Origin of the sequence: Stagnihabitans tardus, from assembly GCF_009925085.1 — a bacterium.
In the GTDB taxonomy this organism is placed as follows: domain Bacteria; phylum Pseudomonadota; class Alphaproteobacteria; order Rhodobacterales; family Rhodobacteraceae; genus Stagnihabitans; species Stagnihabitans tardus.
Genome location: NZ_JAABNR010000006.1, coordinates 1 through 22,069, shown reverse-complemented (window position 1 = coordinate 22,069; position 22,069 = coordinate 1). Strand labels below are relative to the sequence as shown.

The 22,069-nt window shown below is 66.8% G+C and carries 20 protein-coding genes and 1 pseudogene; 13 read left to right on the top strand and 8 right to left on the bottom strand.

Translation table 11 applies throughout. The features are described from left to right. Positions 1 to 23: 23 nt before the first annotated feature. The 5 genes from GV832_RS07570 to GV832_RS07550 all read right to left on the bottom strand — a co-directional run bounded on the left by GV832_RS07570 (position 24) and on the right by GV832_RS07550 (position 5,523). Positions 24 to 761 carry a hypothetical protein gene (locus tag GV832_RS07570; protein WP_168774249.1) on the bottom strand — a complete coding sequence of 246 codons (738 nt, stop codon included), beginning with the start codon at positions 759 to 761 and terminating at the stop codon, positions 24 to 26. A 274-nt stretch (positions 762 to 1,035) separates the two neighbouring features. Then, positions 1,036 to 1,602, bottom strand: coding sequence for a fasciclin domain-containing protein (locus tag GV832_RS07565; protein ID WP_435531753.1), 567 nt, complete (start codon positions 1,600 to 1,602; stop codon positions 1,036 to 1,038). A gap of 233 nt (positions 1,603 to 1,835) precedes the next feature. Further along, positions 1,836 to 2,468 (bottom strand): anti-sigma factor, encoded by a 633-nt coding sequence (locus tag GV832_RS07560; protein WP_168774247.1) that lies wholly within the window; start codon positions 2,466 to 2,468, stop codon positions 1,836 to 1,838. After that, complete coding sequence (locus GV832_RS07555; protein WP_168774246.1) at positions 2,465 to 3,004, bottom strand: sigma-70 family RNA polymerase sigma factor; 540 nt, start codon at positions 3,002 to 3,004, stop codon at positions 2,465 to 2,467. The genes GV832_RS07560 and GV832_RS07555 overlap by 4 nt, the downstream gene beginning before the upstream one ends. Before the next feature lie 473 nt (positions 3,005 to 3,477). Beyond that, positions 3,478 to 5,523 (bottom strand): ASKHA domain-containing protein, encoded by a 2,046-nt coding sequence (locus tag GV832_RS07550; RefSeq protein ID WP_168774245.1) that lies wholly within the window; start codon positions 5,521 to 5,523, stop codon positions 3,478 to 3,480. Between the two features lie 173 nt (positions 5,524 to 5,696). Between GV832_RS07550 and GV832_RS07545 the strand changes: the two genes are divergently transcribed. The 12 genes from GV832_RS07545 (at position 5,697) to GV832_RS07490 (ending at position 18,985) form a co-directional block, all read left to right on the top strand. Then, positions 5,697 to 6,776 (top strand): hypothetical protein, encoded by a 1,080-nt coding sequence (locus GV832_RS07545; protein WP_168774244.1) that lies wholly within the window; start codon positions 5,697 to 5,699, stop codon positions 6,774 to 6,776. 159 nt (positions 6,777 to 6,935) lie between these two features. Further along, positions 6,936 to 7,691 carry a 30S ribosomal protein S2 gene (rpsB, locus tag GV832_RS07540; RefSeq protein WP_168774243.1) on the top strand — a complete coding sequence of 252 codons (756 nt, stop codon included), beginning with the start codon at positions 6,936 to 6,938 and terminating at the stop codon, positions 7,689 to 7,691. Between the two features lie 87 nt (positions 7,692 to 7,778). Further along, a complete protein-coding gene (gene tsf / locus GV832_RS07535) occupies positions 7,779 to 8,687 on the top strand; it encodes a translation elongation factor Ts (RefSeq protein ID WP_168774242.1) in 909 nt (302 codons plus the stop codon). Between the two features lie 149 nt (positions 8,688 to 8,836). Next, on the top strand, positions 8,837 to 9,343 hold the full coding sequence (locus GV832_RS07530) for a hypothetical protein (protein ID WP_168774241.1): 507 nt from the start codon (positions 8,837 to 8,839) through the stop codon (positions 9,341 to 9,343). Positions 9,344 to 9,435: 92 nt separating this feature from the next. Beyond that, positions 9,436 to 10,716, top strand: a complete 1,281-nt coding sequence (locus GV832_RS07525; protein ID WP_168774240.1) for an efflux RND transporter periplasmic adaptor subunit — start codon at positions 9,436 to 9,438, stop codon at positions 10,714 to 10,716. After that, on the top strand, positions 10,713 to 11,399 hold the full coding sequence (locus GV832_RS07520) for an ABC transporter ATP-binding protein (protein WP_168774239.1): 687 nt from the start codon (positions 10,713 to 10,715) through the stop codon (positions 11,397 to 11,399). The genes GV832_RS07525 and GV832_RS07520 overlap by 4 nt, the downstream gene beginning before the upstream one ends. Beyond that, the gene (locus GV832_RS07515) at positions 11,389 to 12,600 is read left to right on the top strand and encodes an ABC transporter permease (RefSeq protein ID WP_168774238.1); all 1,212 of its coding nucleotides are present in this window, start codon (positions 11,389 to 11,391) and stop codon (positions 12,598 to 12,600) included. The genes GV832_RS07520 and GV832_RS07515 overlap by 11 nt, the downstream gene beginning before the upstream one ends. Before the next feature lie 81 nt (positions 12,601 to 12,681). Further along, positions 12,682 to 13,620 carry a GSCFA domain-containing protein gene (locus tag GV832_RS07510; RefSeq protein WP_168774237.1) on the top strand — a complete coding sequence of 313 codons (939 nt, stop codon included), beginning with the start codon at positions 12,682 to 12,684 and terminating at the stop codon, positions 13,618 to 13,620. Then, positions 13,617 to 14,381: a hypothetical protein gene (locus GV832_RS07505; RefSeq protein WP_168774236.1), complete on the top strand. Its 765-nt coding sequence runs from the start codon at positions 13,617 to 13,619 to the stop codon at positions 14,379 to 14,381. Before GV832_RS07510 ends, GV832_RS07505 begins: the two co-directional genes overlap by 4 nt. Before the next feature lie 7 nt (positions 14,382 to 14,388). Beyond that, positions 14,389 to 15,441 (top strand): GSCFA domain-containing protein, encoded by a 1,053-nt coding sequence (locus GV832_RS07500; protein WP_168774235.1) that lies wholly within the window; start codon positions 14,389 to 14,391, stop codon positions 15,439 to 15,441. After that, the gene (locus GV832_RS07495; protein WP_168774234.1) at positions 15,441 to 17,672 is read left to right on the top strand and encodes a glycosyltransferase family 2 protein; all 2,232 of its coding nucleotides are present in this window, start codon (positions 15,441 to 15,443) and stop codon (positions 17,670 to 17,672) included. The genes GV832_RS07500 and GV832_RS07495 overlap by 1 nt, the downstream gene beginning before the upstream one ends. After that, positions 17,672 to 18,985 carry a glycosyltransferase family 61 protein gene (locus GV832_RS07490; protein ID WP_168774233.1) on the top strand — a complete coding sequence of 438 codons (1,314 nt, stop codon included), beginning with the start codon at positions 17,672 to 17,674 and terminating at the stop codon, positions 18,983 to 18,985. The genes GV832_RS07495 and GV832_RS07490 overlap by 1 nt, the downstream gene beginning before the upstream one ends. Positions 18,986 to 18,988: 3 nt before the next feature. On the opposite strand, the gene GV832_RS07485 is transcribed toward GV832_RS07490, so the two are convergent. Both GV832_RS07485 and GV832_RS07480 read right to left on the bottom strand, forming a co-directional pair. Continuing rightward, complete coding sequence (locus tag GV832_RS07485) at positions 18,989 to 20,302, bottom strand: glycosyltransferase family 61 protein (RefSeq protein ID WP_168774232.1); 1,314 nt, start codon at positions 20,300 to 20,302, stop codon at positions 18,989 to 18,991. A gap of 101 nt (positions 20,303 to 20,403) precedes the next feature. Further along, positions 20,404 to 21,258, bottom strand: coding sequence for an MBL fold metallo-hydrolase (locus GV832_RS07480; protein WP_168774231.1), 855 nt, complete (start codon positions 21,256 to 21,258; stop codon positions 20,404 to 20,406). A gap of 100 nt (positions 21,259 to 21,358) precedes the next feature. Between GV832_RS07480 and GV832_RS07475 the strand changes: the two genes are divergently transcribed. Beyond that, the gene (locus GV832_RS07475) at positions 21,359 to 21,910 is read left to right on the top strand and encodes a hypothetical protein (protein WP_168774230.1); all 552 of its coding nucleotides are present in this window, start codon (positions 21,359 to 21,361) and stop codon (positions 21,908 to 21,910) included. Between the two features lie 40 nt (positions 21,911 to 21,950). Here the strand turns inward: GV832_RS07475 and GV832_RS22680 are convergent. After that, positions 21,951 to 22,069, bottom strand: a pseudogene (locus GV832_RS22680) (IS30 family transposase); the annotation flags it as partial.

Here is a 22,069-nt window from a genome sequence, read left to right as displayed (position 1 = left end):
CTGCGTTCCGCCGAGAGCCCCTCTCAGGGCAGGCGGAGCCACGCCTCGACCGAGGGCAAGAGCGGGCGGAAATAGGCGACGATCCGGCCCTCGGGCGGGGCAGAGGCGCCCTCGGCCCAGGGCGCCACGCCATGCAGAGCCATGCGGTGCAGGATCACGGCCTGGCCAGGCTTTTGGGGCAGGGCGACGCGCTTGCAGGAGGCAAAGACCACGCGGCGGGCCTCGGCATAGGCTTCGGTCAGGTCGACATCGCCCCAGGTCGCGGGGTCATGGGGGGCCAGCGCCCGGGCCAGGGCCGCGCGGATCAGGTGATGGGAGCCCTCCCAGACCACAAGCGGGGCGGCATCGCTTTCGGTCAGGGCCAGGCCCAGGATCCAGGCATGGGGCTCTTTCATGAAGCGGCGCTTGTCGGGGCCGAGCGGCAAGAGCCCGTCCAGATGCGTCGCGTCGCGGGTGATGCGGAAGCGGTGGGCGGCCTCGGTCTCGTCGGGGTCGCGGCGGGGATAGCCCTGGAAGACCGCCGAAAGCTGGGCCGGGTGCAGCGGTTGCGGGTCGAGCCCGAGGTCCTGCCAGGGCAAGGCGGCGCCGATGGACCCGTCTGGCGCATTGGGCAGAAGGTCAAGCCCCACGGCCCAGGTGCCGCCATGGCGCCGGGGCTCGTCCTGCAAGGCGCGGATTGCGGGCCCATGGGCGGCGCGCGCCCAGTCTGCGATGGCGGAAGATTGGCAGAGCCGGTAGCCGGTGTCGGGGATCGGGGTCATCTTGGGTCCTGGGCTTGGGGCCCATGCTAGACCCCTGGGCGGGGCTGCGCCAGAGGGCGCAAATCCCAAGCCCCGGGACGCGGGCCCCAAGTCCCCGGCCCATGAAAAGGCCGGGACCCGCAGGCCCCGGCCAAATCCCGGCGCGACCCGGCCCGCGCCGGGACGGTGCAAAGGTCTCCCGCCTCGGGCGCCGGGCCTGAAGCGGGAGACCAGACCCCGGTTCAGGGCCCGGGCCAAGGGGGCGGCCGTTTGGGGCAGCAGCCCGCCGTGGAGCTTACATCTTCGGCAGCAGCACCGCGTCGATGACATGGATCACGCCATTCGACTGCACCACGTCGGCGATGGTGACCTTGGCCTTGCCGCCCATCTCGTCGGTCAGGACGACCATGCCGCCCTCGGTCGAGGCGGTGATCTTGCAGCCGCCGACCGTCTCGATCACATGCTTGCCGCCATCGGCCTGGATCATGCCCTGCACCGTCTCGGCCAGGGCATTGGCGGCCACGACATGGCAGGTCAGGACCTTGACCAGAGCGTCCTTGTTCTCGGGCTTCAGCAGGTTGTCGACCGTGCCCGCCGGCAGGGCCGCGAAGGCCGCGTTGGTGGGGGCGAAGACGGTGAAGGGGCCGGGGCCTTGCAGCGTCTCGACCAGGCCCGCAGCCTTCACTGCGGCGACCAGGGTCGTGTGATCGGCCGAATTGACCGCGTTTTCAACGATGTTCTTGGTGGGGAACATCGCGGCGCCGCCCACCATGGGATTGTCGGCCAGGACGGCGGTGGCGGTCAGGGCCAGGAGCGAGGTGGCCAGAAGCGGGGCGGCCAAGAGGGATTTCAGCATCGTCATCTCCATGTCAAAGGCGGCAGGCTCATCCTGTCGCTCTGAAGGGGAAACGGGGCTGCGGGCGAAAGAGTTTCAGGGGGGCGAAAAATTTCTGCGAGATTCTTTGCGCCTGGGGAGGGGGGGAAGGCGCCGCTGCCCGACTTGCGGGCCGCCTGGCGCCAAGGGAGATGGCGGGCAAGGCCCCGGTCCAGCCGTGGTCATGGGGGGCGGCCAGGGCGGGTGGCCATGGACGGCGGTCAGCTCCGCTTGAGCGCGCCCAGGGCCAGGACCGGCCCGGTCGGCTGCCCGGTGGGCGAGCCGCCCGCAGGCTCCAGCGAGACGGCCAGGATCGCCCCCTCGGGCGGGGCGGCAAAGGCGATCCGGGTCTCGGCGCCCAGGAGGCCCAGGGAGACCGGCGCTGCATCGCCGACGATCAGCCAAAGCTCATGCGCCTGGTCGGGGCCCGGCAGGCTGCCCGATTTCAGGCTGACGACCATCTGACGCCCGCTGAGTTGGGCGTCATATTCCAGCCCCCCGGTTTCGGCCAGGATCACGGCGGTGAAATCGGGCTGCACCGGGGTGAGGGCAAGATAGGCCACCACCGCCAGAGCTGAAAGCGCCGAGGCGCCCCACAGCCGCAGCCCCTGCCAGCGCGAGGGTGCCGGGGCCTGGGGGAAGAGCCGCGCCTCGATGGCGGGCATCAGGTCGGGCGCCGGGGCCTCGGCAAACTCGGGGTTCAGCCCGGAAAGCCGCCGCTCCCACTCCGCGACCCGCGCCGCGAAACCGGGCTCGCGCAGGCGCCGCTCGGCCAGGGCGCGGTCCTCGAGCGGCAGGGTGCCCAGGACATATTCCGCGGCCAGAAGGTCATCGTCTTGGTCCGTGGCGGTCATCGCTCCATGCACTCCTTCAGCCGCAAGAGCCCGCGTCTGAGCCAGGTGCGCATCGTGTTCAAGGGCACGTCATGGCGGGTGGCAAGGTCCTGGTAGGACAGGCCGTCGAGATAGGCGCCCCGGATGGCCGCCGCGCGATCGGCCTCCAGCGTGTCGAAGCACTCGCCGATGCGGCGCGCCTCGCCCTGGGCCTGAAGACGGGTCTCGGCACGGGGGGCAAGGTCGGGCAGGGCTTCCATGGCCAGGTCGTCCGAGACCGTGTCATGGCGGGCCCGGATGCGGTCGATGGCATGGTTGCGCGCGAGCGCCACCAGCCAGCCCATGGCCGCACCCTTTGCGGCGTCGAACCGATGGGCGCGCAGCCAAACCCGTGTAAAGACCTCTTGCAAGGCATCCTCCGCTTCGGACCTCGTGCCCAGCATACGGATCAGCACCCCCATGAGTTTCGGAGCGGCAGCCGAATAAAGCGCCCGGAAGGCGGCGCGGTCCTGGGCTGCGACCGAGAGGAGAAGCGGGGTGAGCGCGTCCTCAGGCATGAAGGGGCGGGGTCGGGGACACGGGTTCTCCTTGGCGATGGGGGCAGGGTAGCGTAAGGCAGGGCTGCGTCAAGGCATTGGGCGGGACCTGAGGCAGGAGAGAACGCCGGGCGTGGCGCTGCTGGGGCGGTTGGAGCCTCCGGCGGGGATATTTGGGCCAGTGTGAAAGGGGATAGGGAGGCGCTTGCGGCGGATGCTGCGGGAGTATTTGGGCCAAGTTGAAAGGGGCGAGGTGAGGCGCGCGAGGGGCAGGGCTGGAGTATTTGGGCAAGCATGAAAGGCGCGGGGCGGTGCTGCTTGGGCGCGGGGTTTGGATATTTGTGCCAAGTTGAAAGAGGCAGGGCGCGCGCGGGTTGGGGGGCGCGTTGAAAGCCGTGATCGGCTGGCTCGGGGGCGGCGTCCGACCCTTTGGCCCTGGTCCTGCGGCAGCAGCCGGGCGAGGGGGCTCGATGCCCCCGAGCCCGGCTTTCTCTTTACCTGCGGCGGCGACGGCCCTCGGCGCCGGAATTGGTGTTGAAGCTCACCTCGGGCAGCGGGTCCAGGTGCGGGAAGGCATCGACCGCATTGGGGATGGCCGAGGCATTGACGAAATGCTCCTGGAAGCGCGGCTCGATGGCGGTTTCGACCTTGTGGATCTCGTGGACCACGGCCTCGATCGTGTCGCGGGCCGCGCGGTTGCAAAGCGCAATCCGCGCCCCCGTCCCCGCCGCGTTCCCGGCCGAGATGACCTTGGGCAGTTCGCAATCCGGGATCATCCCCAGGACCATGGCATGGCGCGGCGAGATATGGGCGCCGAAGGCCCCCGCCAGGACCACGCGGTCCACCGTCGTCACGCCCATCTCGTCCATCAGGAGCCTGGCCCCCGCGTAAAGCGCGGCCTTGGCGAGCTGGATCGCGCGGATGTCGCCTTGCGTCACCGTGATCCGGGGCCCGCCCGTGGCAGAGCCGTCGTGGATCAGGTAGGCATGGGTGCGGCCTTCCGCCTCGCAGCGGGCCGTGCCGGTCTGGTCGGGGCCGCCGATCAGGCCGCCCTGGTCCACCAGGCCCGCGATGCGCATCTCGGCCACGGCCTCGATGATGCCAGAGCCGCAGATGCCCGTCACACCCGTCGCCCCCACGGCCTCGGCAAAACCCGGCTCGTCGGACCAGAGTTCGGAACCGATGACGCGGAAGCGCGGCTCCTTGGTCACCGGGTCGATGGTGATGCGCTCGATGGCGCCGGGGGCGGCGCGTTGACCGCTGGAGATCTGCGCGCCCTCGAAGGCCGGACCCGTGGGCGAGGAACAGGCGAGCACCTTGGTCTTGTTGCCCAGAAGGATCTCGGCATTGGTGCCCACGTCCACGATCAGGACCATGTCTTCGGAATGCTGCGGCTCTTCGGCCAAGGCCACGGCGGCGCAGTCGGCCCCCACATGACCGGCGATACAGGGCAGGACATAGACCCGGGCGGAGGTATTGACGTTGGAAAGGTTCAGGTCACGGGCCGGGAAAGCCATGGAGCCCGAGGTCGCCAGGGCAAAGGGCGCCTGGCCCAGTTCGACCGGGTCGATGCCCAAGAGAAGATGATGCATGACCGGGTTGCAGACGAAGACCAGCTCGTAAAGCGCCTGGGTCGAAACCCCGGCCTCTTCGCAGATCGTATGGGCCAGGCTGTCGATGGCCGCCCGCACCGCCGTCGTCATCTCGACATCGCCGCCCGGGTTCATCATGGCATAGGACACCCGGCTCATCAGGTCTTCGCCAAAGCGGATCTGCGGGTTCATCAGGCCGGCCGAGTTCAGGACCCGCCCATCGGTCAGGTCGCACAGATGGGCGGCAATCGTCGTCGAGCCCAGGTCGATGGCCAGCCCCAGGATCGGACCCTCGTGGAAGCCCGGCCAGAGGTCCAGGATCCGGTGCGACGTATCATGGTTGCCCTTGTAAAGCGCCACGGTGATCTTCCATTCGCCCTTGCGGAGCGCGGGTTGCAGGCGGCGCAGAAGGCCCAGATCGGCCTCGACCCCCTCGACCTGCCATTGATCCTTCAGCGCGCGCTTGACGCGCTCGAAATCGCCGGTGGGCTCGTGCATGTCGGGCTCGGCGACCTCGATGAACAGAAGGCGCGTCGCCGGGTCCATCGCGATGACCCGGTCCGAGGCCGCCTTGCGGATCACCTGCTTGTGGACCTGGCTTTCGGGCGGCACATCGACGATCACATCGCCCTGAACCTTGGCCTGGCAGCCCAGGCGGCGGCCGTCGATCATGCCCCGGATGCGCTTGTAGCGCGCCTCGACCTCGTTCCATTCGGTCAGGGCGCCGTCCTGGACCGTGACGCCGAACTTGGGGAACTCGCCGTAAGAGGGCTGGATCTGGCACTTCGAGCAAATCCCGCGCCCGCCGCAAACCGAATCCAGGTCGACCCCCAATTGCCGCGCCGCCGTCAGGATTGGCGTGCCAAGCGCAAAGCGCCCGCGCTTGCCCGAGGGGGTGAAGATCACCAGGGCATCGGAAGTGGTCTCGGCTTGATCCAGATCTTTCATCGCGCGTCTCCTGCGTGTCACAGGCGGTTCTAGCCGGAAGGCAGGCCGAGGCAAGGTCGGAAACCGTCCTTCAGGCGTCGGCTAGCGGCATCGGGGGGCCGCAGGACGTTGACTTGCGCGCAATTTGACCAATGATCGGGCCGCACGTCGGCAGCAGGCAAGGGGGCCGGACCATGCGCGCCATCATCCATCTGGGGATGCAGAAGACAGGCTCCAGCGCGATCCAGGCGCAATTGGCCCAGGGGCGCGAGAAGCTTGCCGCCGAGGGGTTCTTCTATCCGAGCCTCGGGGAGGACGCGGTCGCGGGCCATTGGCAGCTTGCAGCGCTTTGGGCCGAGAGCCTGCCGCCCGCCCATCACCTGGCCGAGCGCCTGCGCCATATGGGGCCTGGCGCTGCCGACCGGGTGACCCTGGCGCTGGAGACCGCCATCGCCCAGGCCCGCGCCCATGGCGACGGCGTGGTTCTTTTGTCGGCAGAGCATCTGTCCCATCCGATGTCGGCCCCGGGGGGCAAGAGGCTGACCGCGCTTTTCGCCCGCCATGGGGTTCAGGTCACGGCCCTGGCCTATCTGCGCCCGGTGACCGACCATTACCCCTCGGCCGCCCAGCAGCAGGTCAAGCGCTATGGCCACAAGATCGACCCGGCGCTGATCGACCACCTCGACCGGCTGGAGACGATCGAGACCATCTATGGCGCGGATGCCCTGCGCCTGCGGGTGTTTTCGCGTCAAAGCCTTCTGGGGGGCGATGTCACCGCCGATGTCGCGCAATGGATCGGGGCGGTCTGCGGCCGGGCGCTTCCCGATCTTGGGGGGGCGCTGCGGGCCAACGAATCCATGCCGGCCGCGGCCTCGGCGCTCTTGCTGCGGCTGGGCGAAGCGCGCAGCCCCGAAAGCGACCCAAGGCTCTTTGGCCTGTTGCGCGGGGCGATCCAGCGCGCGGGGCTGGCCTTTCCGCGGTTGACCCTGCCCGAAACCTGGCGCGCGCGGCTCGAGGCCAATGCCGCGCCGCGCTGGAATGCGATGCTTGCGCGTTCGGACCACCCCGAGCCCCTCCGGGCCGCGCTGCGCCTGCGCGAAGGCCCGCCCTCCGCCCCGATCCCGGCACCGATCTCGGCGGAAGAGATGCGCGACTGGGTGGACTCGGCCTGGGACGAGACCTATAACGCCGCCCTGGCCGCCTGGATAGAGGGCAGCCGGATGGGGCCCAAGTCCGAGGTCCTGGCGCTGTTGCGGGGCGCAAAGGCGCCCTGACTGCGGGAAAAGGCCTTGCAGCAGGGCCGCATCTGGCGTAAAGGCGGCGCACTTCACAGGCTCAGGTGGGGCTTCATGGGGAGAAATCCCATGCAGTCCACCGGTTGGGGGAAACCCTGAGACACTTGGGCCGAGGTTCAAACCGGAAAGGATACGAGCATGGCTCTTCCCGAGTTCACCATGCGCCAGCTCTTGGAAGCTGGCGTTCACTATGGCCACCAGACCGCGCGCTGGAACCCCCGCATGGGCGAGTTCATCTATGGCGACCGCAATGGCATCCATATTCTTGACCTGACCCAGACCGTTCCGATGCTGGACGCGGCGCTGAAAGTGGTCCGTGACACCGTCGCCAAGGGCGGCCGCATCCTCTTCGTCGGCACCAAGCGCCAGGCGCAGAAGTCGATCGCCGAATCGGCCGAGAAATGCGCGCAGTATTACATGAACCACCGCTGGCTCGGTGGCACGCTGACGAACTGGAAGACCATCTCCAACTCGATCCAGCGCCTGAAGCAGATCGACGAAATCCTGGCCTCGGGCGCCGAGGGCCTGACCAAGAAAGAGCGTCTGAACCTGGAGCGTGACCAGCAGAAGCTGCAGGCCAGCCTGGGCGGTATCCGCGACATGGGCGGCGTTCCGGACCTGCTTTTCGTCATCGACGTTGGCAAAGAGGCCCTGGCCATCACCGAGGCCAAGAAGCTGGGCATCCCGGTCGTCGGCGTGGTCGATACCAACTGCTCGCCCAAGGGCGTGGACTATATCATCCCCGGCAACGACGACGCCTCGCGCGCCATCGCCATGTATTGCGACCTGATCAGCCGCGCTGCCCTGGACGGCATGTCGGCCCAGATGGGCGCTGCGGGCATCGACCTCGGTGCCATGGACGAGGCTCCGGCTGAAGAAGCCGTCGAAGCCTGAGGGCTGGCCCGGGATCGGGCCTGTCATAAAACGGAAATCGGGGGAGTCTATGGGCTCCCCTGACCCTTTCAAGGACTGGAGTCTGACATGACGATCACCGCTGCGATGGTGAAGGAACTGCGCGAATCGACCGGCGCGGGGATGATGGATGCCAAGAAGGCGCTGACCGAGACCAATGGCGACATGGAAGCCGCCGTGGACTGGCTGCGCACCAAGGGCCTGGCGAAAGCCGCCAAGAAGGCCGACCGCGTCGCCGCCGAGGGCCTGGTGGGCGTGGCCGTGTCGAACGGGCGCGGCGTCGCCGTCGAGATCAACTCGGAAACCGACTTCGTCGCCAAGAACGCCGATTTCCAGGCGCTGGTGCGTGACGTGGCCAATGTGGCCCTGACCGTCGGCGAATCGGTCGAGGTCTGCAAGGCCGCGCATCTGAACGGCAAGAAGGTCGAGGAAGTCATCCAGGAAGCCGTGGCGCGGATCGGGGAAAACCTGAACTTCCGCCGCATGCATGTGCTGGAAGGCTCGACCGTCGTCTCCTATGTCCACAATGCCGCCACCGCTGGCATGGGCAAGATCGGCGTGCTGGTCGCGCTGAACGGCGATGCGGCCCGCGCCGAAGAGATCGGCAAGCAGTTCGCCATGCACATTGCCGCGACCAACCCGCTGTCGCTCTCGGAAGCGACCCTCGACCCGGTGGTCGTGGAGCGTGAGCTGGCCGTGCAGACCGCCAAGGCGCTGGAAGAAAACGCCTCCTCGGCCAAGCCGAAGCCCGAGGCCGTGATCCACAACAACATCATCCCGGGCCGGATGAAGAAGTTCCTGGCGGAAAACACCCTTCTGGGCCAAGCCTTCGTCATCAACCCCGACCTGACGGTCGAGGCGGCGGCCAAGGAAGCCGGCGTCGAGATCACCGGCTATGCCCGCGTGATGGTCGGCGAAGGCGTCGAGAAGAAGGAAGAAGACTTCGCGGCCGAAGTGGCCAAGATGGTCCAGGCCTGAGTCGTTCGGACGGGCGAATTTGGGGCCGGGGGTGCGAACCTCCGGCCCCTTGTTTTGCGGCAGGCCCGGAGGGGTTTCACACCCCTCCGGACCCTCCCGTGGGATATTTGTGAACAGATGAATTTGCAGGCTTGGGAAAGGAGGCGGGCGTGAAGACGATCTGGATCGTGGTTTTGGCGCTGTGGCCGGGTTTGGCGGGCGCCGAGGTGCTGATGGCTTCGCATGATTTCGGCGGCTTCCGGGTGGAGTTGCGGGACTATGCGCCAGAGAAGGGCGGGGCGCGGGGCGGCCTTGCAATCTGGGTGCCGGAGGAAAGCCTGGCGCTGGGGTTCCGGCTGGATTGTGACACGGGGCGGATCGAATGGCGCTCGGACGTGGCTCCGGGGCGGGACACGGCGGAGGGGGCGGTCACGACGGTCATGGGCTTTGATGGCAGTCTGACGGCCACGATGCCGAATGGCGCGGAAGCCTTCTATCCGCCGAACTATCCGGATATCGCCTCTTCGGGCTATTTCGCATGGGACTCCGCGGCGGAAGAAAGCGATCCCGGGCGCAAGGCCAATCTGATCGCGGTCGGGCAATTTTTGAAGGATTTCCCGGCAGTCGTCTATGCGGCGACCGGGCTCTTGCTGGTCAGGGCCTGCAAGGTGGAATAATCGCCGGCCCGCGACGGAATCCCGTGGCCCGGGCGTTGATCCCCACGACCGACCGGCCCAGATAGGGGACTGGGCCTTCCAAGGGGACGACGATGACCGAGACCGGGGCAGAGGTGCTGCAACAGATCACGCGCCGCAAGAGGCGGAGATGGAAGGGCTGGCTGGTGCTGGCCTTGCTGGTCGCCCTCTGCGGCGGGGGGGCTTGGGTTTATGGCCGGGGCTCGGACTCGACGCCTGCGGTCAGCTACACGAGCTCCGAGGTCGCCACGCGCGATATCGTCGTGCAGATCACCGCTGTCGGCACGGTGGAGCCCATCGAGCAGGTCGATGTCTCGTCCCTCATCTCGGGGACGATTGCCGAGATGGCGGTCCGGGTGAATGACCGGGTCAAGAAGGGCGATGTGCTGGCGCGGCTGGATACCTCGTCCTTGCAGGCCGAGCTTGCCCGCGACCAGGCGACCTTGGCCGCGCAAAAGGCGCAAGTGGCGGATGCCGAGGCGGCGCTGGAGGCGGCGCGGGCCACGCTCGCCCGGGTGCAGAAGATCCACGACAAGGGGCTCAACACCGATGACGAACTGAGCACCGCCGCCACCGCCGCGCGCCGCGCCGAGGCCGGTCTGGCCCAGGCCATGGCCCAGGTCCAGGTGGCGGAGGCCAATGTACTTCTGTCGGAGACCTCTTTGGCCAAGGCGGTCATCACCTCGCCCATCGACGGCATGGTTCTGGAGGTCTCGGCCGATGTGGGCCAGACGGTCAATGCCTCGGCCTCGGAGACCGCCGTTCTCTTCACCCTGGCCCATGACCTGGCGCAGATGCGGCTGTCGGTCGATGTCGCCGAGGCCGATGTCGGCAAGGTGGCGCTGGACAATCCGGCGGAGTTCACGGTCGACGCCTGGCTGGGGGAGAGCTTTCCGGCACAGGTGTCAGAGCTGCATTACGCGCCCCAGACCGTCGACGGGATCGTGACCTATCCGACCATCCTGTCGATCGACAATTCCGACCTGCGGCTGCGGCCGGGCATGACGGCCTCGGCCGATATCACGGTGCAAGAGGTCAAGGGCGTCTTGACCGTCCCCAATGCGGCCTTCCGTTTTTCTCCTCCGCGTCAATCAGTTGCGACGCAATCTTCCAGTGGGCTCCTCGGTGTGCTCTTCTCGGGCGGCGGCCCCGGCGGCAATCGGGGCAACCGGACCACGGTCTCGAACGAGCCCGACCGCGAGGGTTTCCGCGGGCTTTACGTCCTGCGCGACGGGGTGCCTGCCAAGGTCCAGGTCAAGACCGGGGCCACGGATGGCACGCTGACCCAGGTGCTGGAGGGCGATCTCAAGGCTGGCGACCTCGTGGTGACGGCCCAGACCACGGTCGCCGAATGATCGAGCTGCGGGGGATCACCAAGTCTTACGGGACGGGCGAGGCCATGGTGCGGGCGCTGGATGGGGTGGATTTCAGCGTGGACCGTGGGGATTTCATCGCGGTCATGGGGCCTTCGGGCTCGGGGAAATCCACGACGATGAACATCATCGGTTGCCTCGATACGCCCTCTTCGGGGCAGTATCTCTTGATGGGGCAAGAGGTTGGCGGGCTGGACCGCGACCAGAGGGCTTTGCTTCGGCGCAACTTCCTGGGCTTCATCTTTCAGGGTTTCAACCTTTTGCCCCGCACCACGGCGCTGGAGAATGTCGAACTGCCGCTGGTCTACCAGGGCGTGCCCCAGGACGAACGCCGCGAACGTGCGCTGGCGGCCTTGGGCAAGGTCGGGCTGGCGGACCGGGCGGGCCACAAGCCCAGCGAGCTTTCGGGCGGCCAGCAGCAGCGTGTGGCCATCGCGCGGGCCATCGTCACGCGGCCCCAGCTGATCCTGGCCGATGAGCCGACGGGGAACCTGGACTCCGCGCGGTCCCGCGAGATCATGCTTCTGTTGCAGCAGCTGAACCGGGACGAGGGCATGACGGTCCTCATGGTCACCCACGAGCCCGATATGGCCGCCTATGCCACCCGCGTCGCCACCTTCGTCGATGGCCGCCTGCAATCGGACATTCGCCAAGATGCTCATTGAAACCTTCCGCCTGGCGCTTTTGACCGTGGCCCGCAACAAGCTGCGGAGCTTTCTGACCGTCTTGGGCATCGTCATCGGGGTTTCCTCGGTCATCGCCATGGTGACCGTGGGCCAGGGCTCGACGCAGAGGGTGCAGTCGGATGTGGCCTCCCTGGGGTCGAACCTGCTGATGGTGCGGCCAGGGCAGCCGGGGCGGGGGCCGGGGGGCGGGCAGAACGACGCGCCACCCCTGAAGGCCGCCGATGTCGAGGCGCTTTTGACCGAGATCCCCGACCTGGTGGCGGCGACACCTGCCGCCACGCGGACGCTGAACGCGGTTTACGGCGATGTGACCCATGCCGTGACGGTCACCGGCACCGACAATGCCTATTTCCCGGTGCGCGGCTGGACCCTGTCCGAAGGCCGCGTCTTCACCGAGCAAGAGCTGCGGGCCGGGACGCCCGTCTGCGTCATCGGAACGTCGACCTCCATGGCCTTGATCGGGCAGGGCAATCCGGTGGGGATCACCATGCGGATCGGCAAGATCACCTGCGAGGTCGTGGGGCTTCTGACCAAGCGGGACGCCTCGACCTTCGGGTCGGACGACAATGACACGGTGATCATGCCGCTGAAGGCCTTTCAGCGGCGGATCGCGGGGAATTCCAATGTCTCCTCGATCTCGGTGACCTTTTCGGATGCCGTGACGGCCGAGGAGGTCACGCCCAAGATCCAGGCCCTGATGCGCGAAAGGCGGGGGCTGACGGACGACCAGGACGACAATTTCAACGTCTTCGACATGAAGCAGATTTCCTCGATGCTGACCGGGATCACCGGGACGCTGACGGGCTTGCTGTCTGCCGTGGCCGCGATTTCTCTGCTGGTGGGCGGCATCGGGATCATGAACATCATGCTGGTCAGCGTGACGGAACGGACGCGGGAAATCGGCATCCGCATGGCCATCGGCGCGACGGAGGGGCAGGTGCTGATGCAGTTCCTGGTCGAGGCCGTGGTCCTGAGCCTGATCGGCGGCTTCATCGGGGTGATCGTCGGGCTGGGGCTCGGCTGGGCGGGGTCCTCTGCGCTCAACATCGCCTTCGTGCCGGATTGGCGGATCACCGGGGCTGCCTTCGTCTTTTCCGCCGTGGTGGGGGTGGTCTTCGGTTATTTCCCGGCGCGGCGGGCGGCGCGTCTGGACCCGATCGAGGCACTGCGCCACCAATAATCGGTGTTGTAGACGATTTGGCAACAATCCCTTTCCATTCTCCGCCCTGCCGCCTATCTTGGCAAAAACGGAGCAGGACCGATGGAAGACGAAGAAACCGGACCCGAAACCGGCTTGGCAAGCTCCAAGGTGGGGGTTCTGGGCGGGGATGGGCTCTGGTCGGTGGCCGAGGTGCTGCGGGCGGCAGGGCTGGCCCCGGTCGATCTGGAGCCTGCGCCCAAGACCGTGGCGCCCGAGGTCGCCGCCAAGTGGCATTACGGGCGGGCGACGGTGCGGGCCGGGCTTCTGGGCCATCCGCGCGCCGCCCTGCAGCTTTTGCGCTGCGAGCTGCCCAAGGGCTGGATATGGAAGGGCGCCGATGGGCTGGCCGTCGATGGTCTGCGCCCCGAGGTCGATCCCGAGGGCTTGCCGAAAGAGGCGATGCTGGCTTACCGCCTGGCGCATCTGGCCGCCGTGGCGCGGCTCCCGGCCGAGGTGGACCGGCTGATCCTGCCGCTGTGCACGACGCGCGCCATGGTGGATGGCGCGGGCACGGTCTTTGGCGCGCGGCCCAAGGGGGTGACGTTGCCCACGGGGGTGAAGCTCTCCGAGGTTTCCTTTACCGTCAAAGAGATGCAGGACGATCTTGCGGCGCTGGTTGAGCTTTTGCGCAAGGCCCATCCCGGGATTGTGGTGCAGGTGACCCTGCAACCCTCGCTGATGGAACAGCCCGATCCCGTGGCGATCGAAGTGGCCTTGCGCGCCCTGACCTCGGTGCCCGGCGTCACCCATGACCCGGTCTTCGACGCGCTGCTCCTCCGCCGCCTGTCGGGGGGCGGAGGCGCTGCGGCCTTGGCCCATCTGGCACAAGGGGGCGACCTCGATACCCTTGGCGGAACCCCGGCCCCCGTGGCCGCCGAGGAATCTGACCGCGAAAAGCGCCAGCGCCGCAAGGAACGCCGGGCGCGGAACAAGGACAAGAAAGGCGATGCCGCCAAGGTGGTCTGCGAGGACGAACTTTTGGAGGCCTTTGCGAAATGAGGCTCTGCGTCATCGGCAATTCGCATATCGCGGCCCTGAAGCTTGGCTGGGACCAGTTGAAGGCCAAGGGCCAAGCCCCTGATCTGACGCCTGTTTTCTTCGGTGCCCCCTCGGACGGCGTCCGCCATCTGCGCGCCGAGAATGGCCGCCTGACGCCCAAACGCAAGGACATCGCCGAGCATTTCCAGCGCATGGGCGGCGCGGATCACATCGTCCTCGACGACTATGAAGCGTTTTTCCTCATCGGCCTCAATGTCTCGGTCAAGCGCATCCTGAGGTTCTACAAGAGCCATGCCTGGGTCGGCCTGAAGGGGACGGAAGGCAAGGGCCTGGTCCATCCCGGTTTCGCCCGCGACTTCCTGACCGAACGCTATGCCGATACGCTGATGGGGGTCACGGCGGGGCATCTGCAGGGCCGCAAGGTCCTGGCCCTGGCCGAGCCGCTCTGGGCCGAATGGATCCGGGCAGGCGCCAAGGGCGTGCCGGACTATGGCTGGGAGGCGGCGATCAGCGCGGGCGACGGCGATGCCATCGGCCAGATGTTCCGTGACACGGTGGCCGCGAGCCTCCCCCCCCATGCCCAATTTCTGCCGCAGCCGGCTGTTACCGTCGCCCATGGGATCACCACGCGGCTCGCCTATAACAAGGACGCCTCGCGGCTGATTTCGGGTGAGGGTGGGGGCACGGATGCCGCCCATATGAACGGGGATTTCGGCGCCGCGATCTGGCCCGAGGTTCTGCCCGCCCTGCAGCGCATGTGAGGACAGGATGGAAAAGATATCTCCCTATCAAGGCCTTGAGCCCCGCGCCTTCTGGCGCACCGGCTATCAGGAGGGCGATTATCCCCCCGCTGATCTCTACCGTCCGAAATGGGCCCTGTCGAAGACTGACCGCATCGTCACGGCGGGCTCCTGCTTTGCCCAGCATGTCGGCCGGGCGCTCCGCAAGAATGGCTTCACGGTGCTGGATGCCGAACCCGCACCAGAAGGGCTGGCGCCGGAGCGGCATGGCGAGAACGGCTACGGCATGTATTCGGCGCGCTATGGGAACATCTACACCACCCGCCAGCTGCGGCAGTTGATGGAGGAAGCCTGGGACGGCCCGCGCGACTTCGACGCGATCTGGACCAAGGGCGGCCGCTTCCATGATGCGATGCGGCCCAATGTCGACCCGCAAGGCCTCGACAGCGCCGAGGCGGTGAAAGCCGCCCGCGTCAAGCACCTCGCGGCGGTGAAGGAGGTCTTCTCCCAGGCCGATGTCTTCATCTTTACCCTGGGTCTGACCGAGGCCTGGATGCACAAGCCCTCGGGCCAGGTCTATGCGATTGCGCCGGGGACGGTGGCGGGGGTCTATGATCCGTCGGTCCATGGCTTTGTAAATTTCCGCGCGGCAGAGGTGCGGGCGGACCTGGTGGCGGCGCTCGCGCGGCTGAAAGAGACCAACCCCAAGCTGCGGGTTTTGCTCACGGTTTCGCCGGTGCCTTTGACGGCGACGGCCTCGGGCGGGCATATCCTGGCCGCGACCACCTGGTCGAAATCGGTGCTGCGGGCGGTGGCGGGGGAGCTTTACGAAGACTTCCCCGAGGTCGACTACTTCCCGTCTTATGAAATCGTGACTTCGACAAGGGCAGGGATCTCGTTCTTCGAACCCAACTTCCGCCAGGTCACCGAGGCGGGCGTGGCGAGGGTCATGCAGGTCTTTACCGCCGCCCATCTCGGGGCTGCGGCGCCCGAGACGGAGACCGAGGAAAAGACCCGCAAAAGGTCGGAAGAGGAACGCCAGGCCCGCAAGGCCGAGCGGCAGAAGGCGAAGAAGGGCTGATGGCGGTTCAGGTTCTGCGCCGCAAGCTTGGCGCAAGCGACAAAGACGCGCGGCTTCTGGACGCCGTCCGGGGTGAGGACGGGCGGCTCCGCGTCTTTTTCGGCGCGGGGACGGATGTGCAGGGCTTCGACCCGGCCCGCGCCTTGGGCGCCGTCATCATCGAGGAGGCCCATGAGATGGGCGGCTCGGTCATGCTCGTGGCGCGGGGCGAGGGGGGGGTGGCGCTGAAATCCGGCGTCCGGGTTGCCCTGACCGAAAGCCCGGCGGAGCTTGGGCTCTTCCGGGGGCGCAATGTGATCCTGGGCAGCCGCCTCGCCGAGACGCCCGCACAACTGGCGGAAGGCCTGGCGCATCACGCCCTGGCTTTTGGCGTCTCCGGCGCGGTTTTCTACGACCGATGCGAGACCCCGGAGCCGGGGTTCGAGGCGGCCCTGACCCAGGCGCTGGAGGCGCTGGAGGTCGAGATGACCGTCGTCCTCCTGACCTCCCCCCTGCCTTTGGGCAAGCCGGAGCCCGCCCTGACCGAGGTCTATATGGCCCCCGCCGCCCCGGGCCGCGGGCGGATGGAGGCGCCTGCGCCCGATCCCTGGCGTTCAAACCTCGCCGAGGCCCTGGTCTATGAGCTTGCCAAGTGGCGCTTCCTGGCCGAGGCGCGGGCGGTGGCTTGTCTTGACGCCTGCGATATCCTGCCCTTGGGCGCCAACCCTTTCGACCTGGTGCAGAGCCATGGGGCCATCCGCCTCGCCGGGGTGCCCTCTTACCCCTGGCGGGTGCGGGCGGGACGGGAGGCGGCTTTCGGCGACCACATCGTCCGGCAATTCGACCAAAGCTTCGGCATCAGCCGCTGGGCGGTCTGTCCGCGTGTTGCGGGGCTCTCGCGCTCTTGGCGGCTGGTGCGGGTGACCGATACGCCTGACGACGCCCCCACGTTGATGTTCTGGCGCGCCATGGGGCTGCGGGTGCCGGGTCAAGCCACCTCCAAGCTCGTCCCCAAGACCTCGGTGATCGAGGATGCGCGGCTTCTGGACCTGGCCCGCGCCTTGGGCCACGACCCGGTCCGCGCGCCTGCGACCGAGGTCAAGGAGGCGGGCGACAAGGCGCCCGAGGATCTCAAGACCACGATCGTCACCTGCATGAAGAACGAGGGGCCCTTTCTGCTGGAATGGATCGCCTATCACCGGGTCATCGGGGTGGATGGTTTCATCGTCTATACCAATGACTGCACGGATGGGACGGATACCTTTCTTCAGCTGTTGCAGGACAAGGGGATCTGCCAGCACCGCGCCAATCCTTGGCAAAAGGGCGATGCGCAGAGCCCGCAGTATACCGCGCTGGAGGCCAGCGAGAGCGAGCCGGTGGTGCAAGAGGCCGACTGGGCCGTCTGCATGGATGTCGATGAATTCATTGACATAAAGATCGGGGATGGCACGCTCTCCGACCTGTACCGGGCTTGCGAGGGCGCAAACCTGATCTCGATGACCTGGCGGCTTTTCGGAGACTCAGGCGTGGTGGATTATGTCGATCAGCCGATCATTGCCCAGTTCGACCGCTGCGCGCCCGAGCTGATCCGCAAGCCGCACCAGGCCTGGGGCTTCAAGACGCTCTTCCGCCGGATCGACATTTTCCGCAAGTTCGGGGTCCATCGGCCCAAAGGTCTTCAGCCCGAACATTGGGAGAAGATCCATTGGGTGAACGGCAACGGCAAGCCGATGCCGAAGAGCACGCTGCGGAACGGGTGGCGCTCGACGACCTCGACCTATGGCTATGATTGGGTGCAGCTCAATCATTACGCTGTAAGGTCGGTCGAGAGCTTCCTCGTGAAGCGCGACCGGGGCCGCGTGAACCACACTGACCGCGACCAGGGCAAGAACTACTGGTTCCGCATGTCGCATAACGTCGACCAGGACCGCTCGATCATGCGGATGCTGCCAAGGTTGCAGGCCGAGATAGAGCGGCTTCTCTCCGACCCCGAGATCCGGGCGGCGCATGACTACTCCGTCGCCAAGCACCGCGAGAAGATCGCGGAGCTGAAAACGCGCGAGGACCAGATGGCGTTTTACCAGGAGCTGACCGGGCAAAGGATGCGCAACCTGACCCATCGCCAGGCGCATTTCGGCTCGGCCGTCTTTGCCATCGGCCCCCATGTCATCCCCGATGAAATCGCGCTCGCCGAAAGCCTGGCGCCGGATTTCTTCTTTACCGTCGAACAGGAAGGCGAGGCGCAGCACTGATGGCCTGGAAGTTCACGCCCTCGGATGATCCCAACACCGCCCCCCATGCGGCGGGTGGCTGGTCGGGCAGCCTGCGCGTGGTGGATCAGGCCACCATCGCCCATGTCAACCAGGGTTATCTCGTCCACCCTTCGGGGGTTTTCGACGCCGACCGGGTCTATGTGCCCCAGGCGGTGCATTGGCGGGGCAGGGCGCTGATGACCCCGCCGCCCTTCCCCGAAGAGGCCGAGCCCCTGGCGGGCCGCTGGCTTTGGGGCGGCGTCCTGATGGACCATTTCGGCCATTTCATCATGGAAAGCCTCGGCCGTCTCTGGGGGCTCGATCATGAGAAGGTCGATGGCATCCTCTTTATCCCGGAAAGCGGCTTTTCCTCCGGGCCATCGCCCGAGTTGAAACCCTGGCAGAGGCTCTTCCTGCGGCTCTTGCAGACCGACCTGCCGGTGCGGATCGTCACCAGGCCCACGCGGGTCGAGACGCTGGTCGTGCCGGGGCAGGGTTTCGGCATCGGGCCCTTGATCGGCGGGGCGGCGCATTTCCGGCACTTTGTCCAAACGCGCTTTGCCAAGGATATCGCGCCTCAGGGCGGCGACAAGCTTTACATCTCGCGCAGCAGGCTCGATGCGGACCTGGGCGGGATCGTGCTGGAAAGCCGGCTCGAGGCGCAGTTGCAGGATCATGGCTACGAGGCTTTCCACCCGCAGGAACACGGGCTCGAGGCGCAGATCGCGCGCTACAAGGCGGCGAAACAGGTCATCAGCATCGACGGCTCGGCGCTGCATCTTTTCGCGCTGGTGGCCGGGCCGGATCAGCGCGTCGCAGTGATCAAGCGCCGCCCGGGCTCGGCGCCGGATGGGATCGTCGATCACCTGGCGGGCTTCACCGGGCAAAGCCCCGTGGTGCTGGATGCGATCCAGCGGCACTGGATGCGGTCGGACCGCCGCTTTGCCGACAACATGTCCTATGGCGAGGTGGATTTCCAGCTCCTGGGCGAGAAGCTGGCGGAACACGGGTTCCTGGCGCCGGACCAGGCCTTGACCGGCTTCTCGGCGCCCGAAGTCGGTGACTTCATTGCCGGGCTCGAGGGGCAGATGCCGAAAAAGGGGCTGTATTTCCGCCCCATTGGCCTGGACCACCCAAAGCCCGCCAAGAAGGAACGCGGCCAGCGCAAGCGCGACATCGTGGCGGAGGGTCAGGCCAAGGCGACCAAGGGCAAGAAGATCAAGATCCGCGCGAAGCCGGATGCGACCAAGCCCGTCAACCCAAGGCGACTGGCCCGCGAGGCGCGCAGGGCAGCGGAAAACGCGGGGGGCTAGGCCCTACTCCGCCGCATCCTTCACAGAGCGGCGATTGATCCGCTCCATCCGGCGGGCGTTCAAGGGATTGGGCGCTTCCTCTGCCTGGCGCTGGCGCTTGGCTTCCTTCATCTCCGACCGCGAGAGCGTGGCGCGCAGGGGCAGGGGGATCGTCGCGGGATCCACCCCGCGCGGCACCGGCCGGAAGGTCAGGTTCCGCCGCCGCAGGTCTTTTTCGACCTGGATGATAGCCCTTTCGGCCTGACGCGGGCTCAAGGCCTCGGCCGTGATGCCCTGGGGCAGGAAGCCGCGTGCGACCAGTTCCCCCGCGAGCCGCGCGAAATCCAGCTCGCCGATCGAGGTCCGGTCGGCCTTCTTGCGGTCGGAGCGCACCCAATCCTGCTTGATCACGTCGATGACCTCGGGCGCCCGCCCGGTAAAGCCGGTCAGATGGGCGACAATCGAGGTCGAAGCCCCGGAATCGCGGCGCTTGATCATGGCGACCTGCTGATCCTCGCGCCCGACCATGGCCAGGAGATGCAGCGCCGAGCCATCGAGGCTGACGATCTGCTTGGCCGCCTTGTAGCGGGCGATCTGCACCTCCATCGGGTGCTTCTGGGGGTGGAAGACCTCGTAGCCCTGGGGGGAAAGCAGCTCTTCGATGCGCTCTTCATGCAGGATGCCGCCGCGCACCGCCGAAAGACCGGAGCGGGAAATATACAGCTTTTCAGGGCCTTCCGGCGCGATATCCTTGGCGAAGCGGCTGCGGATGAACTGGCGGAAAGGCGCGATCCCCGAGGCCAGCGCGCCGATGCCGAAGCCCTGGCCCGGCACCTCCAGCACCTCGACCCGCGTGGGCTGGGTCACCACCTTGAAGGGCAGGTCAAGGCCCAGAAGCCGCATGAAGCCCTGGTGAAAGGCCGAAAGCTCCAGCGCCTCGCCCTCTTCGTCGGCGTCGCGTTTGGAGATGAAGATGACCCCGTCCAGCTTGCCCTGAACCGCGTCGATCCCCCAAAGCCGCCCGCTGGATTCCACCAGGAAATGGCCGAAATGGTTCAGAAGCACGCCCGCCCAAAGCCAGCGACCGGGCAGGGTTTCGACCGGTTCGGGCATGGTTTCCGGCGGGACCATCAAGGCCCGCCCGCGCCAGAGCACGGATTCATGGACAAAGTCGCCCTTGGCGTCGAAGACCCCCGCAGGCTGCACCAGGTCTTGCAGGGTCGAGGTCGCGATCACCGCATCCTTGACCGTGCGGATCGCATGCGACCAGCCGCCTTCGGGCCGGGGGGATTGTGTCGCATCCGTCAAGACACGGGTTTTCTTCACCACTTCGACCATGCTGCCTCTTTGTCCCGATCTTGCAGGACTTGTCTTGCCAAACCCTTTCCGGGCCTTGGCAATACTATGCCCGGAAGCCGGATTTTTCGCAAGCCAAGGCGTCAGAGACCGTTGATCGGCACTTTCAGCATGGGGCGGCCCGCGCTGTCGGTCGGGATCTCTCCAGCGCGCATGTTGACCTGAAGCGAGGGGATGATGAGCTTGGGCACCGCCAGCGTCGCATCCCGCGCCTCGCGCATGGCGATGAACTCTTCGCGCGTGCGCCCGGCCAGGTGGATGTTGTGCGCGCGTTCCTCGGCCACCGTGGTCTCCCACCTGATGTCGCGGCCATTGGGGCCATAGTCATGGCACATGAAAAGCCGGGTCTGATCGGGCAGGGCGAGGATTTTCTGCATGGAATCATAAAGTTGCCCGGCATCGCCCCCGGGGAAATCGGCCCGGGCCGAGCCACCGTCGGGCATGAAGAGCGTGTCGCCCACGAAGGCCGCATCGCCCATGACATGGGTCATGCAGGCCGGCGTATGGCCCGGCGTATGGATCGCCCGCGCCGTGAGCGCGCCGATCTGATAGGTATCGCCGTCCTGAAACAGCGCGTCGAACTGGCTGCCGTCGCGCTGGAACTCGGTGCCCTCGTTGAAGATCTTGCCGAAGACCTCTTGCACCACCGTGATCTGCGCCCCGATGCCGATCTTGCCGCCCAAGGCCGCCTGGATATAGGGCGCCGCTGAAAGGTGGTCGGCATGGACATGGGTCTCGATCAGCCACTCCAGCACCCAGCCCTTGGCGCGGATGAAAGCGATCATCTCGTCCGCATGGCTCGTGGTGATGCGCCCGGCGGCATAGTCGATGTCCATGACCGAGTCGATCACGGCGCAGGCCAGGCTGCCGGGGTCGCGGACGATATGGCTGATCGTGTTGGTGGCGGGGTCGAAAAAGCTGTGGACTTCGGGCGACATGGGGGCCTCCGGGGGATGGGCTCAGCATGGCAGATATATAGTCGTTTCGCAATATGTGAAGGGGCTTGAAAGGTTCACGCCGCGCGGGCAGGGTCGCGGGATGGAGACCTATCGTGCAAGCTCGGCGAAGCGGGCGAAACATTACCTCCTTGTCGGCGGGGTCCTTGCACTGACTCTTTGGAGCCAGGCGGGTCTCGGAACCTGGCTCGTGCGGATCGTGCTCACGGGCCTGCTGGCAGCGATGGCTTACAGCCAGGTGATTGGAACTCCAAGGCTTTCCTGGACACCCGAGATGATCTGCTACACCGGCCTCTACGGTCGCAGGCGGCAGCTGCTTCTCGCCGACTATGGCTCGGTCTGGGGCTATTCGATGCATTCGCGTGGAGGCCGCGTTGGCGATTACCTCGTCCTGCGGCCCTTGGCGGGGGGCAAGAACGTCACGCTCGATCTGACGCTCCTTGGGCTCGAGGAGGCCGAGGTCAAGGCCCTGGGCACCCGCATCAACCGCGCGCCGGGTCATCCCGAGAGCGCTGTGGACCGCTTGGCGCAAGAGGCCCAGGTGACCGAAACCGCCTGGAGCTTCGCTGCGATGATGCTGCTTCCGCCGCTGGGGATGCTGGCCTTCGTCCTTGTGATGGTCTTGATGAAATAAGCCCGGAAGACGGGGAAAAACGGGGCCTCGCATGGGCGCGCTAGCCCAGATGCGACTTTGGTTTGGTGGAGAGTTTCGCCTTGCGATGACCTCGGCCAAGGACATGGGCGCGGAAGACTTCGGCGGGGGTTCGGAAGCCCAGGCACTTCCGTGGGGTCT

Coding starts and splice junctions, on each gene's coding strand:
- GV832_RS07485 (WP_168774232.1), bottom strand. CDS start 20,302: ATGGTCGAAGTGGTGAAGAAAACCCGTGTCTTGACGGATGCGACACAA.
- GV832_RS07555 (WP_168774246.1), bottom strand. CDS start 3,004: ATGCCTGAGGACGCGCTCACCCCGCTTCTCCTCTCGGTCGCAGCCCAG.
- GV832_RS07565 (WP_435531753.1), bottom strand. CDS start 1,602: ATGACGATGCTGAAATCCCTCTTGGCCGCCCCGCTTCTGGCCACCTCG.
- GV832_RS07515 (WP_168774238.1), top strand. CDS start 11,389: ATGCTCATTGAAACCTTCCGCCTGGCGCTTTTGACCGTGGCCCGCAAC.
- GV832_RS07570 (WP_168774249.1), bottom strand. CDS start 761: ATGACCCCGATCCCCGACACCGGCTACCGGCTCTGCCAATCTTCCGCC.
- GV832_RS07495 (WP_168774234.1), top strand. CDS start 15,441: ATGGCGGTTCAGGTTCTGCGCCGCAAGCTTGGCGCAAGCGACAAAGAC.
- GV832_RS07550 (WP_168774245.1), bottom strand. CDS start 5,523: ATGAAAGATCTGGATCAAGCCGAGACCACTTCCGATGCCCTGGTGATC.
- GV832_RS07475 (WP_168774230.1), top strand. CDS start 21,359: ATGGAGACCTATCGTGCAAGCTCGGCGAAGCGGGCGAAACATTACCTC.
- GV832_RS07505 (WP_168774236.1), top strand. CDS start 13,617: ATGAGGCTCTGCGTCATCGGCAATTCGCATATCGCGGCCCTGAAGCTT.
- GV832_RS07510 (WP_168774237.1), top strand. CDS start 12,682: ATGGAAGACGAAGAAACCGGACCCGAAACCGGCTTGGCAAGCTCCAAG.
- GV832_RS07490 (WP_168774233.1), top strand. CDS start 17,672: ATGGCCTGGAAGTTCACGCCCTCGGATGATCCCAACACCGCCCCCCAT.
- GV832_RS07520 (WP_168774239.1), top strand. CDS start 10,713: ATGATCGAGCTGCGGGGGATCACCAAGTCTTACGGGACGGGCGAGGCC.
- GV832_RS07545 (WP_168774244.1), top strand. CDS start 5,697: ATGCGCGCCATCATCCATCTGGGGATGCAGAAGACAGGCTCCAGCGCG.
- rpsB (WP_168774243.1), top strand. CDS start 6,936: ATGGCTCTTCCCGAGTTCACCATGCGCCAGCTCTTGGAAGCTGGCGTT.
- tsf (WP_168774242.1), top strand. CDS start 7,779: ATGACGATCACCGCTGCGATGGTGAAGGAACTGCGCGAATCGACCGGC.
- GV832_RS07560 (WP_168774247.1), bottom strand. CDS start 2,468: ATGACCGCCACGGACCAAGACGATGACCTTCTGGCCGCGGAATATGTC.
- GV832_RS07480 (WP_168774231.1), bottom strand. CDS start 21,258: ATGTCGCCCGAAGTCCACAGCTTTTTCGACCCCGCCACCAACACGATC.
- GV832_RS07500 (WP_168774235.1), top strand. CDS start 14,389: ATGGAAAAGATATCTCCCTATCAAGGCCTTGAGCCCCGCGCCTTCTGG.
- GV832_RS07525 (WP_168774240.1), top strand. CDS start 9,436: ATGACCGAGACCGGGGCAGAGGTGCTGCAACAGATCACGCGCCGCAAG.